At 40.1% G+C, this 19436-nt stretch carries 2 protein-coding genes (1 of these 2 running past the window's edge); both read right to left on the bottom strand.

Annotated features, from left to right (window positions below; genetic code table 11):
- A protein-coding gene (locus BJL90_RS22545; RefSeq protein ID WP_070967484.1) for an SDR family NAD(P)-dependent oxidoreductase crosses the window boundary here: on the bottom strand, positions 1-13807 show its 5' portion. It extends 65 nt beyond the left edge of the window; the window shows 13807 of its 13872 coding nt (coding positions 1-13807); its start codon is at positions 13805-13807; the stop codon falls past the left edge of the window.
- Positions 13800-19436 (bottom strand): SDR family NAD(P)-dependent oxidoreductase, encoded by a 5637-nt coding sequence (locus BJL90_RS10320; protein ID WP_070967481.1) that lies wholly within the window; start codon positions 19434-19436, stop codon positions 13800-13802. The genes BJL90_RS22545 and BJL90_RS10320 overlap by 8 nt, the downstream gene beginning before the upstream one ends.

The following is a 19436-nucleotide window of genomic DNA, read 5'->3' as shown; positions in this document are numbered from 1 at the left end:
CTTTTAATATTTTTTCTAAAAGACTTCGATAAAATCTATCATCAGGGTGCTTGTATTCGATTGAATCCAATTTTATGGTGTGTCTAAATTGTTCAATATTACCTTCCATCACCATCACCTGCTCCTGCCTAGAAGCTAGACCTTGATACAAGGCCCGGATACCAGTGGTTGTCTGCATGGGAATTATACCTGTACTTTGTTGCATCATTTTTTCGGTTTCTGCATCAATCTGCATCCCCCCTTCTTTCCACAAAGGCCAGTTGATAGACAGGGTCTGTCCCTGACGTTGTTTTGACGCCACCAGTGCATTACGATACTTTGCATAGGCGTCCATAAAGGCGTTGGCAGTTGCATAGTCTGCCTGACCTGCATTGCCAAAAGCTCCCGCCGCAGAGGAAAAGAATATGAAAAAGTCCAGGCTTAAATCTTTGCTGGCCTCGTCAAGGTTTACCAGTCCTGTAACCTTTGGGGCTAAAACTTCCTCCAGTTCATCTTTTGTCTTTTTGATGATAAAGTTATCTCGAATCACACCAGCACTATGAATGATACCATCTAGACTGCCAAAATCCTCCTGGATACTTTGTATTAAGCTGATAACTGCTTTCTTTTGTGTTACATCTACTTGCTTATACTCAATACGCCCTCCTAATCTTTCTAATTCTTTTAACCTAGCTTCTTTTTCTTCCTTAAGAGGAGATCTTCCTGTAAGAATCAGGGTCACATCCTTGAATTTTTGCAGGATTTCTTCTGCAAATATCCGTCCCAAACCTCCGGCACCTCCAGTAATCAGATAGATACCTCCCTCTTTCCACGGAATATTCTCGCTTTCCTGAGAAACCTCTATTTCATTCCAGTCGGTTATATATCGTTTGCCCTTTTGGTATCGAACATGATTTGTTGAAGACTTACTGTTCTCTTGCAGTTTTTCTATGATTCCTTCTAAATCTTCATCTGCTTCTATTTCTATTAACTGCCCCAGGATTTTTGGATTCTCTAATTGGGCTGTTTTTAAAAGTCCACTCAGCCCAGACAAAAGCTGCTGTTCTTCTTGTGGACTAATAACAATCTGAACCAACACTTTACCTGTTGGTTTGCTTTTAAGAATACTTTGGATTTCTTCAAATATTTCAATGGCATAGCTCTGAAAGCCTGCTTCGATGCCTGCCTCTTGGGCTTGCAGACTAAGGCATCTCACCTCGTTTATGTGGTTTTCGATGCTTTCTTGCGTAGCCTCAGCTGACTGGCAGAGTATCACCACATGCTCTGCATAATCAAGGGTTTGAGCTTCTTTAGAAACAGTTTGTTCTTTCCAGTAAGGGTGCAGCATTAAAGTCCCAAGCGTTGCTGTGGATTCTACTGAACCTACTTCCCCTTCCAGCCCTCGTGTTGAAAATCCCTTCATCTGAACACAAATTTCCCCTTGTTCATCGCACATCGTAATATCGAATTTCTGTACCTTGTCTTTTGCTTTGCTGCCGTCACTAAAACCAACCAGTGCCCACATTTCTCTGGTGCAGTTTTTGAAAATTTCAAGTTCTTGCAGGGCAAAGGGCAGGGACAGTTTTAGTGGATTTTTATCTTCTCTAAGCATTATTAAACCTATGGAGGCCTGCAACGCCGAATCCATCAAACTAGGATGCAGCATATATTCTTCTAATGTATCAGCTACACAGGAGGGTAAGGTCAGTTTTGCCAAGACTTGATTGGAACCAACATAGATTTTTTCTATCCCCCGATGTCCGTCCCCATACTCAATACCTATAGATTTAAAGGCTTCATAGCATTGATGAGATGAAAGGATGTTTTGGTTACACTGAGCTTGTATATTAGATAAATCTAAAGTTGGGGCTTCTACTACCGAACTCAGCAGAGCAATACCCTGGCTGTATATTACTGGTTCTGTACTGTTCTTTTCTTCCTGGCTATATATTTCGTAAGCAATCTCGCCACCCTCTTCAGGATAAAGTCCAATATGTACTCTAACCGACTTATCCTCTACGGCTATGGGGCGAGCCCATACTACATTTCTAAGCCGTATTCCGATCTGACTTTCTTCCAAAATCCCTGATGCCTGTTCCACTGCTGCCCGTGCCATCTCAAGATAGGCTACTCCAGGTAAGATGGATTGTCCCTTCACGACATGATCCGTCAGGAAAAACTCCTGCCCCGTAAAGGTGGAACTGAACCGCTGCTCTGAAAGGTCAGAGGTGTTTTGATGCAGCAGTGGATGGATTGTCCCTGCATTGGCTGAAGTGGTGATTGAACTGTCACCAGATTTAGTCTTGGTCTCTGGTACCCAGTAGCGTTCTCTGGCAAAGGGATAGGTGGGCAGGCTAATATGGCGAGGTTTAGTATCGCCGAATAGCTGACTCCAAGAAAGCTCATAACCTTGGCAATAAAAATCCGCTAAGACATAAAGTATTTCTTGGTATCTATTCTTGTTTTTTTTCAGAGAACAACTTTGTTTTATCAAATCTTGTGCATACTCTTTCATTATCTTTTGACTTTTAAGGTCACGGGAAACCTTTCCTTGAAACAGGTTAAGCGGTTTTTCTTTGCTACCTACTTGTTTCCATATATACATTGCATCATCGCAATCCTGAACTACAATAGCACAACGATATTTAAAATGCTGGCGCCCTTCCAGTAAAGTATAACTAATCTGTGCTAAGTTTTGTTCAGGGCAATCTTTTTTTTGCAGTAGGATGATCATATCATCAATTTTTTTCTGCAAAGCCTCTGGAGTCTTGGCAGAAAGAACTAATAGAAAGTAAGGAGCTTGTTCTGAAAAATCTTCAGTTTCTTCTATGAAATAACTTTGAACGACCATATGAACATTGGTTCCACTCATGCCAAATGCACTGACAGCTCCAGTTCGATTTCTTGTACCTGTCTGTGACCAGTGTTTATTTGTTTTATTGACGTAAAATGGACTTTCTCTCCAATTAATATATTCATTTTCCTGCTCACAGTGCAAGCTAGCTGGTATTGTTTCATAGCGCAATGCTTGTACCAAGCTGATTAAACTTACCAATCCAGATGCTGCAAGGGTATGACCCAAGTTCGTCTTGGTTGAAGTAATAGCACAATAATTCTCCTTTTCAGTATAATTTTTAAATGCATCATACAAAGCGTTAATTTCTACTGGATCACCTAGTTTAGTTCCAGTACCATGAGTAACAATATATTCAATCTCTTCTGGATTCACATGATATTGTTGGTAGACTGATTTGAGAAGTTCGGTTTGAGAACTTCCGTTTGGTGCAGTAATCCCATTAGTTTTACCGTCACTGTTTATGCCACTTCCTTTGATAACAGCATAAATCTGATCTCCATCTACTTTGGCTTGGGACAATGGTTTGAGTACCACTACAGCTACGGCTTCTCCAGGAACCATGCCATCAGCTCGATTATCAAATGCAAAACATCGACCACTCTCAGACAACATTCCGGATTGTTTCATAACTTCAAACATCTCAGGTGTGAGTATTAAATTTACTCCTGCAGCAATCGCAGTATCACATTCATGGTTACGTAAGCTCAAGCACGCTTGATGTACAGCAACTAAACCAGAAGAACAAGCTGTATTAATCGCCATATTAGGTCCATTGAGATTTAAAAAATATGAAAATCGTGCGGCTAAAATACCATTATGGCTGGAGGTAATGCTATTCTTTTCTTTTACCAATAGCCTGTAATCACCCTCTTCAGCTCCTACAAACATCCCAATTTTATTTGTTTTAATCCTTGCTACTCCGTATCCAGCATCTTCTAAAGCTTTCCAGCATTCTTGCATTAAAAGCCGTTGTCTAGGATCCATAATTTCTGCTTCTTTGGGTGAAATCTCAAAAAACAAAGGATCAAATTCATCTACCCCTGGAAGTAAGCCACATTTCCACTTGGAACCATATCCAGGAAATCTATCTTCTGAAATTTCTTGTATGACCTCCTGCCCTTGAGAAAGAATCCTCCACATTTCATCAATATTATAAGCATTTGGAAATCGCCCACTCATACCGACAATAGCAATGGGTTCGGGAATATCTTGAGGAATGCTCCGTACTATAAATCTAGATTTCTGAGATATCTGTTGTTTAGGTGTACTGATTGCAATTTGTGGATTTTGTGGAACAGCCAATTCTTCTATATCTTCTTTGTAAAACATCTGTATAGCTTTTTGATGTTCGGTTGCAAAGTATTGAGCTAATTTTTCCAATGTAGAATATCCAAAAAATAGGGCGGGAGTTATTTCTATTTTATAATGATTAGTTAGTAAATTTGCAAACTCGGTTAAACTGATGGAATCAAAGCCAAAATCCACCAAGTTTCCTTCTTCATCTAGCTTATCTCTAGGGATTTTAAGCAATTTGCTAATAAATTCTTTTAAATCCCACTGTAGGCACTGTTCTATACTTAATCCCTTCATTTCTGGACGTCGTCCTTTGCCTAATAAATCTGAATTAACAAGACTTGACGAAGTAGATTGTTCTTCACTCAAACCTAAAAAACGCTGCACTCGACTGCGTTGTCCCACCAATATCAAATGCTGACTTTTATCTTGTGATAGGATACGATCGAACACAGCCAGCCCTTCTTCTACTTCTAAGAAACGTTGCCCACTAGATTTTAAGTACATTTTAATACGTTCATCCTCAGTAGAACCCATGCCACCATCTTTCCATAGCGGCCAGTTAATAGCAATTACCTTGCCGTGGCGTTGTTGGTTTTGATTATGGGCATAGGCCATTTGAAATCGGTTACCAATAGCGTAGTCGCAGGAACCAAAGTCCCCTAAGATTGCCGATGACGAAGAAAAGTAACAGATAAAATCAAGAGCTTCTGCCTGAAGTAAATCATCAAGCAGCATCGTACCTCTAATTTTGGGATCTAATACTTTTGCAAAGCTTTCAATTTCTTTTTCAAAAATGTTTTGAGTACTCTCGATTCCTGCAGCATGAATAACTCCATGAATGACGCCGAAATGTTCTTTGGCTCGAATTAATTCTTCTTTCATACGAATTTCATTACAAATGTCGGCTTGCACATACATGACTTGACAACCTAAGTCTTCTAATGCTTTAATTTTAGCCTGTTTCTCGTCATCAATTGCAGATCTACCAGTCAGAATTAGATTCACAGGTTGAACTTTTGCAAGATGCTCTGCAAATAAGAGTCCAAGTCCACCACACCCACCTGTTATGAGATAGGTTCCGCCTTTTCTTAATATGTTTTTGCCTGATGCTATAGTTGTTGGATGAATCTGGCATATGTGCCGTTTTCCCTCTTGATATAAGACACTTTGAGCTTTATGTGCTTGTAGTTCTATCCAAATTTTCTGTAACCAATCTTTTATAACTGTTTCTGGATTCTGCTTACAAGTCTCTTTATAAATTCCAGTAACTTGTGTGTTAGGCAAAATAAATCCTAAGGATCGTTCAAACCCAATCCAAGATTCTAAATAGCACCGTTCCAGAGCATTATTGAATTCAGCCGCTAGTATAAGTCGTTTGGGTTTTAACTTAGCACTGTTAATTGCTTGTAATATATAGACAATACTTGAGTAATCTTGAATACAGTCGGAATCTTCAAGTGCCCACAAATAGAGTACAGTATCCACCTTGCCATAATCTTTCAAGATGCTTTGGAAAGTTTCTACATAGTTTGTTTGTTCAGTTTTTAAGATTTGATATGCTTGTGAAGATTGTTTTTGATAAATTTTATTTTGTGAGATAAAAATAATTTTAATCTGCGGATCTAGCATCTTTATTGATTCAACAATAGTCTGTTGATTTTGGGGATTGGATAGAAAACAAACCATGGTTTTAATGTCGACTAAAGAAGCATCCACTTGAGCTTGCTCTTGCCAAATTTCTTCAAAGGTCATCAATTCAAAAGGTTCTTGATTTTGGGAAACCAAAGTCTCCGAAACACTTGACTCTTTTGTTTCTAAGATATTAAGCATATCCTTTGTACTCTCTTTTGTTTCCAATCCCTTCATCCGAACACAAATTTTCCCTTGTTCATCGCACATAGCAATATCAAATTTCTGTACCTTGTCTTTTGCTTTGCTGCCGTCACTAAAACCAAGCAGTACCCACATTTCTCTGGTGCATTTTTTGAAAATTTCAAGTTCTTGCAGTGCAAAGGGCAGGGACAATTTTAGTGGGTTTTTGTCTCCTTTAACCATCATTAAACCTATGGAGGCCTGCAACGCTGAATCCATCAAACTAGGATGCAGCATATATTCTTCTAATGTATCAACTACACAGGAGGGTAAGGTCAGTTTTGCCAAGACTTGATTGGAACCAACATAGATTTTTTCTATCCCCCGATGTCCGTCCCCATACTCAATACCTATAGATTTAAAGGCTTCATAGCATTGGTCAGATGAAAGGATGTTTTGGTTACACGCAGCTTGTATATTAGACAAATCTAAAGTTGGGGCTTCTACTACTGAACTCAGCAGAGCAATACCCTGACTGTATACGATTGATTCTGTACTGTTCTTTTCTTCCTGGCTATATATTTCGTAAGCAATCTCTCCACTATCCTCGGGATAAAGTCCGACATTTACCTTAAATGGCTTATCCTCTACGGTTATGGCAGACGACCATACTATATTTTTAAGCCGTATTCCCACCTGACTTTCTTTCAAAATTCCTGTCCCCTGCTCCACCGCAGCCCGAGCCATCTCAAGATAGGCTACCCTAGGCAAAACCCCCTGACCCTTCACCCTATGATCCGCTAGAAAAAACTCCTGTCCTGTAAAGGTGGAACTGAACCGCTGCTCTGAAAGGTCAGAGGTGTTTTGATGCAACAGTGGATGGATTGTCCCTGCATTGGCTGAAGTGGTGATTGAACTGTCACCAGATTTAGTCTTGGTCTCTGGTATCCAGTAGCGTTCTCTAGCAAAGGGATAGGTGGGTAGACTAATGCGACTGGGCTTGGTGTCGTTATAGAGCTTGTTCCAATCAAAAACTAGACCCTTGACCCAAAGGTCTAGAAGTTTGGCATATTTTCTGCGCTGAATCCATTTTTCAATTGTTTCCTGCATTTCTTCATCCATTGCAAAAACAGCCAGCGTCTCTTTGTTGCGTTTGACCTGTCCTCGGTACAGATCTTCAATATTCTCTTGGCCTTTGACAAAACTCTCTAGTTTTTCTTCAAGTTCTTTGATGGATGCTACAATTATCGCTAAACGTTCTTCCATAGCTTCCCGCCCTATCTGAAGGGTATAGGCCATATCCGCTAAGTCGTTATCTGTGAATTGTTGTTCTTGAATCGCTTTTAATAATTGCTGTGCCTGTTCTTGAAGCCGCTCTTCATTCTTGGCAGACAACACAATAATGGCTGGATTTTGTGGTGTGATTGTAATTGGATATTGTTTTGCGTCTTTAGGAATATATTCTTCGATCACTATGTGGGCATTTGATCCTCCCGCACCGAAGGAAGAGATGCCAGCAATCCTTGGATATTCCCTCTTTTCTCCATTTTTTTCAATCATCGGCCGTTTCCATTCTGTAAGTTCTTGCTGTACCACAAAAGGAGTCTTTGTAAAATTAATATTAGGGTTCAACGCTTTAGCATGCAAGCTTGGAACAATCTTCTGATTTTTCATTTGCAATATGATTTTAGTTAATCCTGCAATCCCTGCTGCAGCTTCTAGGTGACCGATATTTGACTTTACAGAACCAATGGCACAAAATCCTGTATCTTGGGTATCTTTTCGGAACGCTCCACTTAATCCTGTGATTTCAATCGGATCGCCAAGTTCTGTCCCTGTACCATGGGCTTCAATGTAGCTGACTGCTCGAGCATCTGTTTCAGCTTTATCTAAGGCTGCACGAATAAGCTCTCCTTGAGCGCTTGGATTGGGGACTGTATATCCATTCGTTTTTCCTCCATGGTTAATACTACTTCCTCGGATAACAGCATAAATATGATCCTGATCTGAAATAGCCTGAGATAAGGGTTTCAATAAAACAGCACCCACTCCTTCTCCAGGCACAAATCCACTGCCACCTTGTCCAAAGCTCTTGCATTTTCCATCCGCCGCAAGCATTTTAAGTGTACTAAGTTGAATATAACTCATAGGATGAAGGTATAGGTTAACTCCAGCAGCAATAGCTATCTCACATTCGTCATGATAAAGATGTTCGCACGCTTCGTGAATCGCTGTCAGCGAAGCAGAGCACATCGTATCTATTGGCATGCTGGGACCTTTTAAATTTAAAAGGTAGGAAACTCTATTTGCCACTGATGCAAATGAAGTGGTTGGATAGATCTGTTCCCCCTGTTTCCATAAATCAGGACCATATAAAGCAAAGCCTGTTTTTGTAATTCCCGTAAAAACACCGACTCGCTGCTTATATAGTGATGTTAGTTGCTCTCTGGTATATCCCGCATCCTCTAACACTTGCCAACAAGATTCAATAATCAATCGTTCTTGGGGATCCATATTAAATGCTTCTCGCGGGGATATGTTGAAGAAAAGAGGATCAAAATCTGCAAATTCGTCTATAAAACCACCCCATTTGCTATAGCTTTTTCCTTGTGCCACAGCTTCTTGTGGGTTTGGATGATAGAATCCTTCTATTGACCAACGTTCTTTTGGAATCTCGCTAATACAATCTTTACCTTCACATAAGTTCTTCCAAAATTCCTCTAAATTTTTTGCCTGTGGATAACGTCCGCTTATGCCAATAATGGCGATGGGTTCTCTAACTTTTTTACTGCTTAGAGTCATAGTTAAGTTACGTGCTGTCTTCTTTTCTGTTTTCAATGAGCTTAACATAGAATTTACGCCATCAAAATTCGATCCTGTTGAAGATACTTCCGGTACTGATTCCCTCTGAGTTACCAGCCCAGTCCACTGAAAACACTTCTCTGGATAATCTGCTATAAAATATTCTGTTAAAGCATCTAAGGTCTGATACTCATAAAACAAGGTTTTTGACAATTCACCAAAAACACTGACAAGTTTTTGATTAAGCTGAGTAATCATAATGGAATCTATTCCATAACTCTCTAATGGTTCTTGAGGATCAATCCTATCAAGGCTCAATTTAGTGACTTCTCCGAATAAGCGTTTTAGCTGGTATAAAGTTTTCTCATGAACTAGCGCTATATCCATTTGTGGAGTAGGTGTTTCGGCAAAACTTGTATCAACTTCTAATGAATTTTGCAATAAACGTACTCGCATCTGTGGAAGGTTACCTTCCATCACCATCACCTGCTCCTGCCTAGAAGCTAGACCTTGATACAAGGCCCAGATACCAGTGGTTGTCTGCATGGGAATTATACCTGTACTTTGTTGCATCATTTTTTCGGTTTCTGCATCAATCTGCATTCCCCCTTCTTTCCACAAAGGCCAGTTGATAGACAGGGTCTGTCCCTGACGTTGTTTTGACACCACCAGTGCATTACGATACTTTGCATAGGCGTCCATAAAGGCGTTGGCAGTTGCATAGTCTGCCTGACCTGCATTGCCAAAAGCCCCCGCTGCGGAGGAAAAGAATATGAAAAAGTCCAGGCTTAAATCTTTGCTGGCCTCGTCAAGGTTTACCAGTCCTGTAACCTTTGGGGCTAAAACTTCCTCCAGTTCATCTTTTGTCTTTTTGATGATAAAGTTATCTCGAATCACACCAGCACTATGAATGATACCATCTAGACTGCCAAAATCCTCCTGGATACTTTGTATTAAGCTGATAACTGCTTTCTTTTGTGTTACATCTACTTGCTTATACTCAATACGCCCTCCTAATCTTTCTAATTCCTTTAACCTGGCGTGTTTATCTTCCTTAAGAGGAGATCTTCCTGTAAGAATCAGGGTCACATCCTTGAATTTTTGCAGGATTTCTTCTGCAAATATCCGTCCCAAACCTCCGGCACCTCCAGTAATCAGATAGATACCTCCCTCTTTCCACGGAATATTCTCGCTTTCCTGAGAAACCTCTATTTCATTCCAGTCGGTTATATATCGTTTGCCCTTTTGGTATCGAACATGATTTGTTGAAGACTTACTGTTCTCTTGCAGTTTTTCTATGATTCCTTCTAAATCTTCATCTGCTTCTATTTCTATTAACTGCCCCAGGATTTTTGGATTCTCTAATTGGGCTGTTTTTAAAAGTCCACTCAGCCCAGACAAAAGCTGCTGTTCTTCTTGTGGACTAATAACAATCTGAACCAACACTTTACCTGTTGGTTTGCTTTTAAGAATACTTTGGATTTCTTCAAATATTTCAATGGCATAGCTCTGAAAGCCTGCTTCGATGCCTGCCTCTTGGGCTTGCAGACTAAGGCATCTCACCCCGTTTATGTGGTTTTCGATGCTTTCTTGCGTAGCCTCAGCTGACTGGCAGAGTATCACCACATGCTCTGCATAATCAAGGGTTTGAGCTTCTTTAGAAACAGTTTGTTCTTTCCAGTAAGGGTGCAGCATTAAAGTCCCAAGCGTTGCTGTGGATTCTACTGAACCTACTTCCCCTTCCAGCCCTCGTGTTGAAAATCCCTTCATCTGAACACAAATTTCCCCTTGTTCATCGCACATCGTAATATCGAATTTCTGTACCTTGTCTTTTGCTTTGCTGCCGTCACTAAAACCAACCAGTGCCCACATTTCTCTGGTGCAGTTTTTGAAAATTTCAAGTTCTTGCAGGGCAAAGGGCAGGGATAATTTTAGTGGGTTTTTGTCTCCTTTAATCATCATTAAACCTATGGAGGCCTGCAACGCTGAATCCATCAAACTAGGATGCAGCATATATTCTTCTAATGTATCAGCTACACAGGAGGGCAACCTCAGTTTTGCCAACACCTGATTGGAACCAACATGAATCTGTTCAATCCCCCGATGTCCATCCCCATACTCAATACCTATAGATTTAAAGGCTTCATAGCATTGGTCAGATGAAAGGATGTTTTGGTTACACTGAGCTTGTATATTAGATAAATCTAAAGTTGGGGCTTCTACTACTGAGCTCAGCAGAGCAATACCCTGGCTGTATACGATTGGTTCTGTACTGTTCTTTTCTTCCTGGCTATATATTTCGTAAGCAATCTCGCCACCCTCTTCAGGATAAAGTCCGATGTGTACCCTAACCGACTTATCCTCTACGGCTATGGGGCGAGCCCATACTACATTTCTAAGCCGTATTCCGATCTGACTTTCTTCCAAAATCCCTGATGCCTGTTCTACTGCTGCCCGTGCCATCTCAAGATAGGCTACTCCAGGTAAGATGGATTGTCCCTTCACGACATGATCCGTCAGGAAAAACTCCTGCCCCGTAAAGGTGGAACTGAACCTCTGCTCTGAAAGGTCAGAGGTGTTTTGATGCAGCAGTGGATGGATTGTCCCTGCATTGGCTGAAGTGGTGATTGAACTGTCACCAGATTTAGTCTTGGTCTCTGGTACCCAATAGCGTTCTCTGGCAAAGGGATAGGTGGGCAGACTAATGCGATTGGGCTTGGTGTCGTTATAGAGCTTATTCCAATCAAAAACTAGACCCTTGACCCAAAGGTCTAGAAGTTTGGCATATTTTCTGCGCTGAATCCATTTTTCAATTGCTTCCTGCATTTCTTCATCCATTGCAAAAACAGCCAGCGTCTCTTTGTTGCGTTTGACCTGTCCTCGGTACAGATCTTCAATATTCTCTTGCCCTTTCGCAAAATCATCTAGTTTTTCTTCAAGTTCTTTGATGGATGCTACAATTATCGCTAAACGTTCTTCCATAGCTTCCCGCCCTATCTGAAGGGTATAGGCCATATCCGCTAAGTCGTTATCTGTGAATTGTTGTTCTTGAATCGCTTTTAATAATTGCTGTGCCTGTTCTTGAAGCCGCTCTTCATTCTTGGCAGACAACACAATAATGGCTGGATTTTGTGGTGTGATTGTAATTGGATATTGTTTTGCATCTTTAGGAATATATTCTTCGATCACTATGTGGGCATTTGATCCTCCCGCACCGAAGGAAGAGATGCCAGCAATCCTTGGATATTCCCTCTTTTCTCCATTTTTTTCAATTATCGGCCGTTTCCATTCTGTAAGTTCTTGCTGTACCACAAAAGGACTATTGCTGAAGTCTATGTTAGGATTAAGTACATCAGAATGCAAGGAAGGTACCAATTTCCGATGTTTCAGTTGCAGCAATACTTTTGTCACAGCCGCAATTCCTGCCGCACTTTCACAGTGACCGATGTTGGACTTAGCGGATCCAATGGCACAGAACTGTTTTTCTTTAGTGTATTCCTGAAAAGCTTTACTCAAACCTACGATTTCAATGGGATCTCCTAGAGAAGTGCCGGTGCCATGGGCTTCAATGTAACTGATGGTTCTAGGATCAACCTTTGCTTCTTTAAAGGCTCGTTGGATCACTTCAGCCTGAGCATTCGGGTTGGGAACTGTGTATCCATTGGTTTTTCCTCCATGGTTAATAGTGCTCCCTTTAATGATGCCATAAATGTGGTCCCCATCGGCGATGGCTTTAGATAGCGGTTTAAGCAGTACTGCTCCTACGCCTTCTCCTGGTACATAGCCATCTCCTCCTTCTCCAAAGCTTTCACACTGTCCCTTGCTTGATACAAATTTACCTTGCCCAAGCATCAGGTATTTGTTAGGATGAATGGAGACATTGACACCACCTGCAATGGCAAGCTCGCATCCGCCCCGCTGTAAACTCTGGCAGGCCAGATGGATGGCTGTCAGGGAGGAAGAACACATGGTATCCACAGCCATGCTAGGCCCATGAAAGTTACAAAAATATGACACTCGGTTAGCTATGGACGATTGACTCCCAGTAAGAGCAACTGGTCTACCCTGAATCTGTTCCTGAGCTCCGTAGAGCTGGTACTCTTCGTACATTACCCCTACATAAACCCCTACATTACCTTCCAAACCAAAACTCTGATGTAAACTAAGGGTTTCTCTGGTATACCCCGCATCTTCTAAGGTTTCATAGACACATTCTAAAAATAGACGTTCCTGAGGATCCATCATTTCTGCTTCTCGAGGGGAAATATTGAAAAATAGTGGATCAAATTGATCCACACCTTCTATAAATCCTCCCCACTTACTGTAGGTTTTTCCGAGCTTATTTTTATCTTCATCAAAGTACAAGCTATGGTTCCAGCGGTCTTTAGGAATTTCCGTGATACAATCCTTACCGTTTCGTAGATTATACCAAAATTCCTGGATATTCTTAGCCTGAGGATAACGTCCGGAAACCCCAATAATAGCAATATCTACATTTTCTTTTTCTTTCAATGATTCTGTGAATTGATATGCAAAACGTGAAGTTCTGCGACTGTTGAAGGTTAATTTTTCAGCTTCTGTCACAGCTGTAAAATCTTTTGTATTCTCTGTGGTTGCCACTGCTTTTTCCTGGATTTCCAGTAGTTTTAGTAGTTGATTTCGATAATTTTTAACGAAGTATCCAGTTAAATCTTTAATATTTTGATATTCAAAGAATAACGTTTTTGGCAGAGATCCCAATGTTTTTTCTAATTGATTGGTTAACTGCATAACCATGATGGAGTCAATCCCATACTGTTCCATGGAAGCATCTGCTTCTATTCGATGTACAGGTAGTTTGATGATTGAAGATAACAACTTTTTAAAGTAATTGACGGCTTTTTCCTGAAGCAAGTCTTCTTCAATGACTGGTGCTGCTTTGTTTTCTTCTCTAATATTGGATGAGTTGTTGACTTTCTGATTATACTTAATTCTATATTTTTCAATTTTTTTCAGAGCATTTTCCTGGCTTATTTTTCTTTCTTTTATTTGGTCATATATAGTGTCCAGTTGTTTATCCATTATTCTCGATCCTTTCTATGCTAATTAAGGCTTTAAATTGTTCCTTAGACAATTCGCCTTTGGATATTTTTTCTAAAAGGCTTCGATAAAACGCATCATTTACTTCATTTACTTTTGCTGTTTCATCATATAGCATATAATCATCAAAGTGCTTAAATTCTATTGAATCGAATTTTATAGTGTGTCTAAATTGTTCAGTATTACCTTCCATCACCATCACCTGCTCCTGCCTAGAAGCTAGACCTTGATACAAGGCCCAGATACCAGTGGTTGTCTGCATGGGAATTATACCTGTACTTTGTTGCATCATTTTTTCGGTTTCTGCATCAATCTGCATTCCCCCTTCTTTCCACAAAGGCCAGTTGATAGACAGGGTCTGTCCCTGACGTTGTTTTGACGCCACCAGTGCATTACGATACTTTGCATAGGCATCCATAAAGGCGTTGGCAGTTGCATAGTCTGCCTGACCTGCATTGCCAAAAGCCCCCGCCGCAGAGGAAAAGAATATGAAAAAGTCCAGGTTTAAATCTTTGCTGGCTTCGTCAAGGTTTACCAGTCCTGTAACCTTTGGGGCTAAAACTTCCTCCAGTTCATCTTTTGTCTTTTTGATGATAAAGTTATCTCGAATCACACCAGCACTATGAATGATACCATCTAGACTGCCAAAGTCCTCCTGGATACTTTGTATTAAGCTGATAACTGCTTTCTTTTGTGTTACATCTACTTGCTTATACTCAATACGCCCTCCTAATCTTTCTAATTCCTTTAACCTGGCGTGTTTATCTTCCTTAAGAGGAGATCTTCCTGTAAGAATCAGGGTTACATCCTTGACTTTTTGCAGGATTTCTTCTGCAAATATCCGTCCCAAACCTCCGGCACCTCCAGTAATCAGATAGATACCTCCCTCTTTCCACGGAATATTCTCGCTTTCCTGAGAAACCTCTATTTCATTCCAGTCGGTTATATATCGTTTGCCCTTTTGGTATCGAACATGATTTGTTGAAGACTTACTGTTCTCTTGCAGTTTTTCTATGATTCCTTCTAAATCTTCATCTGCTTCTATTTCTATTAACTGCCCCAGGATTTTTGGATTCTCTAATTGGGCTGTTTTTAAAAGTCCACTCAGCCCAGACAAAAGCTGCTGTTCTTCTTGTGGACTAATAACAATCTGAACCAACACTTTACCTGTTGGTTTGCTTTTAAGAATACTTTGGATTTCTTCAAATATTTCAATGGCATAGCTCTGAAAGCCTGCTTCGATGCCTGCCTCTTGGGCTTGCAGACTAAGGCATCTCACCCCGTTTATGTGGTTTTCGATGCTTTCTTGCGTAGCCTCAGCTGACTGGCAGAGTATCACCACATGCTCTGCATAATCAAGGGTTTGAGCTTCTTTAGAAACAGTTTGTTCTTTCCAGTAAGGGTGCAGCATTAAAGTCCCAAGCGTTGCTGTGGATTCTACTGAACCTACTTCCCCTTCCAGCCCTCGTGTTGAAAATCCCTTCATCTGAACACAAATTTCCCCTTGTTCATCGCACATCGTAATATCGAATTTCTGTACCTTGTCTTTTGCTTTGCTGCCGTCACTAAAACCAACCAGTGCCCACATTTCTCTGGTGCAGTTTTTGAAAATTTCAAGTTCTTGCAGGGCAAAGGGCAGGGACAGTTTTAGTGGATTTTTATCTTCTCTAAGCATTATTAAACCTATGGAGGCCTGCAACGCCGAATCCAGCAAACTAGGATGCAGCATATATTCTTCTAATGTATCAGCTACACAGGAGGGCAACCTCAGTTTTGCCAACACCTGATTGGAACCAACATGAATCTGTTCAATCCCCCGATGTCCATCCCCATACTCAATGCCTATAGATTTAAAGGCTTCATAGCATTGGTGGGATGAAAGGATGTTTTGGTTACACTGAGCTTGTATATTAGATAAATCTAAAGTTGGGGCTTCTACTACCGAACTCAGCAGAGCAATACCCTGGCTGTATATTACTGGTTCTGTACTGTTCTTTTCTTCCTGGCTATATATTTCGTAAGCAATCTCGCCACCCTCTTCAGGATAAAGTCCGATGTGGATTTTCGCTGTTTCTTCTACGGTAATAGGTCGGGACCAGACCATATTTTTGAGCTGTATCCTGGTCTGATATTTTTCCAATATCCCTGATGCCTGTTCTACTGCTGCCCGTGCCATCTCAAGGTAGGCTACCCCCGGTAAAACCCGCTGACCCTTCACCCTATGATCCGCCAGGAAAAACTCCTGTCCTGTAAAGGTGGAACTGAACCGCTGCTCTGAAAGGTCAGAGGTGTTTTGATGCAGCAGTGGATGGATTGTCCCTGCATTGGCTGAAGTGGTGATTGAACTGTCACCAGATTTAGTCTTGGTCTCTGGTATCCAGTAGCGTTCTCTGACAAAGGGATAGGTGGGCAAGCTAATGCGATTGGGTTTGACATCGCCATAGAGCTTGTTCCAATCAAAAACTAGACCCTTGACCCAAAGGTCTAGAAGTTTGGCATATTTTCTGCGCTGAATCCATTTTTCAATTGCTTCCTGCATTTCTTCGTCCATTGCAAAAACAGCCAGCGTCTCTTTGTTGCGTTTGACCTGTCCTCGGTACAGATCTTCAATATTCTCTTGCCCTTTCGCAAAATCATCTAGTTTTTCTTCAAGTTCTTTGATGGATGCTACAATTATCGCTAAACGTTCTTCCATAGCTTCCCGCCCTATCTGAAGGGTATAGGCCATATCTGCTAAGTCGTTATCTTTGAATTGTTGTTCTTGAATCGCTTTTAATAATTGCTGTGCCTGTTCTTGAAGCCGCTCTTCATTCTTTGCGGACAACACGATAATGGCTGGATTCTGTGGAGTAATTATAATAGAATGTCCTTCATCATGATCCTGTGGAATATATTCTTCAATTACAACATGAGCATACGCACCTGAAAACCCAAAAGAACTCACCCCAGCCCGCCTTGGTATTCCAGGTAAACTTCTCCATTCTTCAAGCTCCTGATTAATATAAAGAGCCGATTTATTCAACTGAATGTAAGGATTTAATTTATTAAATTTCGGCATAGCTGGAATTTGCTTTTGTTTCATCTGCATAATGACTTTCAAAACCCCTGCAATTCCTGCTGATCCTTCAGTATGACCAATATGGGCCTTAGCTGATCCTATTGCACAGAACTGCTCTTTTGTGGTAAATCTTTTAAATGCTTTTTTTACACTGTTGATCTCGATTGGATCGCCTAATTTTGTGCCTGTGCCATGAGCTTCTATATAGGTGATGGTTTCGGGATCAATTCCAGCATCTTCCCATGCTTTTAAAATGACATTTTCTTCACCCTCAACGCTCGGTGCGGTTAAAGAAGGAGTATATCCTCCATGCAAGGCTGCTGAACCTTTAATAACTGCATGAATACGATCGCCATCTCTTTTTGCCTGTTGTAATGGCTTCAGCAAGATACTAGCTATGCATTCTCCTGGAACATAACCATCTGCAGCTTCATCAAAAGTATGACAACGTCCTGTAGGTGATAAGGCACTAATACTACAAAAATAACGATAATGAAGAGAAGACAAAAGCAAATTTGATCCTCCTACGAAAGCCATATTACATTCTTTATTTCGCAAAGCCTGACAAGCATAATGTAGGGCATATAACGAAGAAGAACAAGCAGTATCTACCGAAATACTAGGACCTGTAAAGTCAAATAAGAATGAAACTCGATTAGCAACCACAGCCTGTACATTACCGGTTCCACTATAGGGATCCACAGGAAGATTCATGGCAGCAATTTTATCCATATAATCGTGAAAACAAACTCCCACAAATACGCCTGTATTTGTTCCTCGCAATTGGTTAATATAACCCGCATCCTCTCCTGTGGCGTAAATACTTTGTAGTAATAATCGAATCTGGGGATCCATCCACTCTGCTTCACGGCGGGAAATATTAAAAAATGCAGCATCAAATTTATCTACATCATCAATAAAGCTCCCCCATTTACAATAGGTTTTATTTTTTGCCTTCGGGTTCTCATCATACCATGGTCCGTAATCCCAGTGATCAATAGGAACTTCTTTAATTAAATCCTTTTTGTTACATAAATTATGCCAAAACTGATTTAGATTAGAGGCTTCTGCAAACAAACCATGCATCCCAATTACAGCAATATCGTTATTTATAATCTCTTTAAATGTATTTGTAATTGGCGACACTGATGATTGCGTTACTGCATGCTTAAGTTCTAAAACATCTTGTGTAGTTTTTTGTGGAACCATCTCTTCCCTTTGATAGGTGGCATCAGAAACCATGGATTGCTTTGTATTAATTCCTAGTAACCGAATAAAAGACTCTTGATACTCTTTGGAAAAATACTCTGCAACTTCTTCAATGCTAGGGTATTCAAAAAATAACGTTGGATATAATTCAATGTTTGTCTCCTGTTGAATTTCATTAGCAATTTCAACCAGCTTAGAAGACTCTAACCCCAAATCCATCAAGTTAATCTTTAAGTTCTGAAGCTTTGTAGAATCAGGTATACTTCTACTTAGTTTTTCAATCAAATATTTTTGAATTTTATTAGTAAGATTGGTCGCATTTTCCATAGCTTCCAGTTGATATAGATTTGAGTTCACTTGACTTTGCTGTTGAGGTTCTGGGAAATTAGAAGTTAAATGATCTTTTGCAAAAATTTGACCAATGGAACGAATTCGTTTCATAGAACAACCTGAAAAATGGGCAATAACCTGTAACCCATCATTAATCACATCTGCATCAAAAACAATCATTTCCCCTGAATTTTTCACTAATTTTACAAACAACCAGCATTGTTCTAATTCGTCTATTTTTTGAAAATAAATATCTTTAATTCCAAAGGGTAGAAAACCTTCTTTCATATCGATTTGTCCTAATAAAGAGCTCACTGCCAAAAAAGCGCTATTGGTGATAAGAGGATGCAAAAAGTAATCATGTTTTTCTTCTAATGAGGTTTGACTTAAAACAATTCTTGCAAGCACCTGATCCTTTCCCTTATAAATATCAGTGATTGTCTTAAAGCTATCTCCTAATCCAACTGATGGATTACCTGTGTAAATTCGATTAAAATCATCAAATTTTTCCAGAGAATCTTTTATGTCTTCTATATCTATTTTCTTGCTTGGAAAGAAATCCTTCTGTAAATTACCAGTAGCAGTCAGCTCCCATGTCTCAGATGATGCATAGCGATACATAACCTTAAAATCAATTATAGCTTCCTTCTGGACTGGTTCAACAAGAACTTCCACTTGTTGCTGCTTTTTTACTTCAATTGGTTTAACAAAGTTTAATCGCTGAAGATGAACACTATTTTCTTGAGGAAAGATATTAAAAAAAGCGTTTATTGCTAAACTTCCATGAGTTACTCCGATGAGTACCTGCTCATTAAATACCGTGTGGTCTCTCAAGTAAGGTTCATCATATACATATACCTCAGGAGTAATATTGTAATCATTTCTCAGACTTAATGGAAAACTTCCTTTGTTGTTTAGCTGATCTTTTAATTTTTTAATCTGCTTTACAATATCTTCTTGACTTAATTTTTGTTCTTTTATCTGCTTGTATAAAACACTTATCTGATTATCCAT

Source organism: Clostridium formicaceticum, assembly GCF_001854185.1.
GTDB classification, from domain to species: domain Bacteria; phylum Bacillota; class Clostridia; order Peptostreptococcales; family Natronincolaceae; genus Andreesenella; species Andreesenella formicacetica.
Note: the sequence above shows the minus strand (reverse complement) of the source record. Positions and strands in the feature narration are given on the sequence as shown.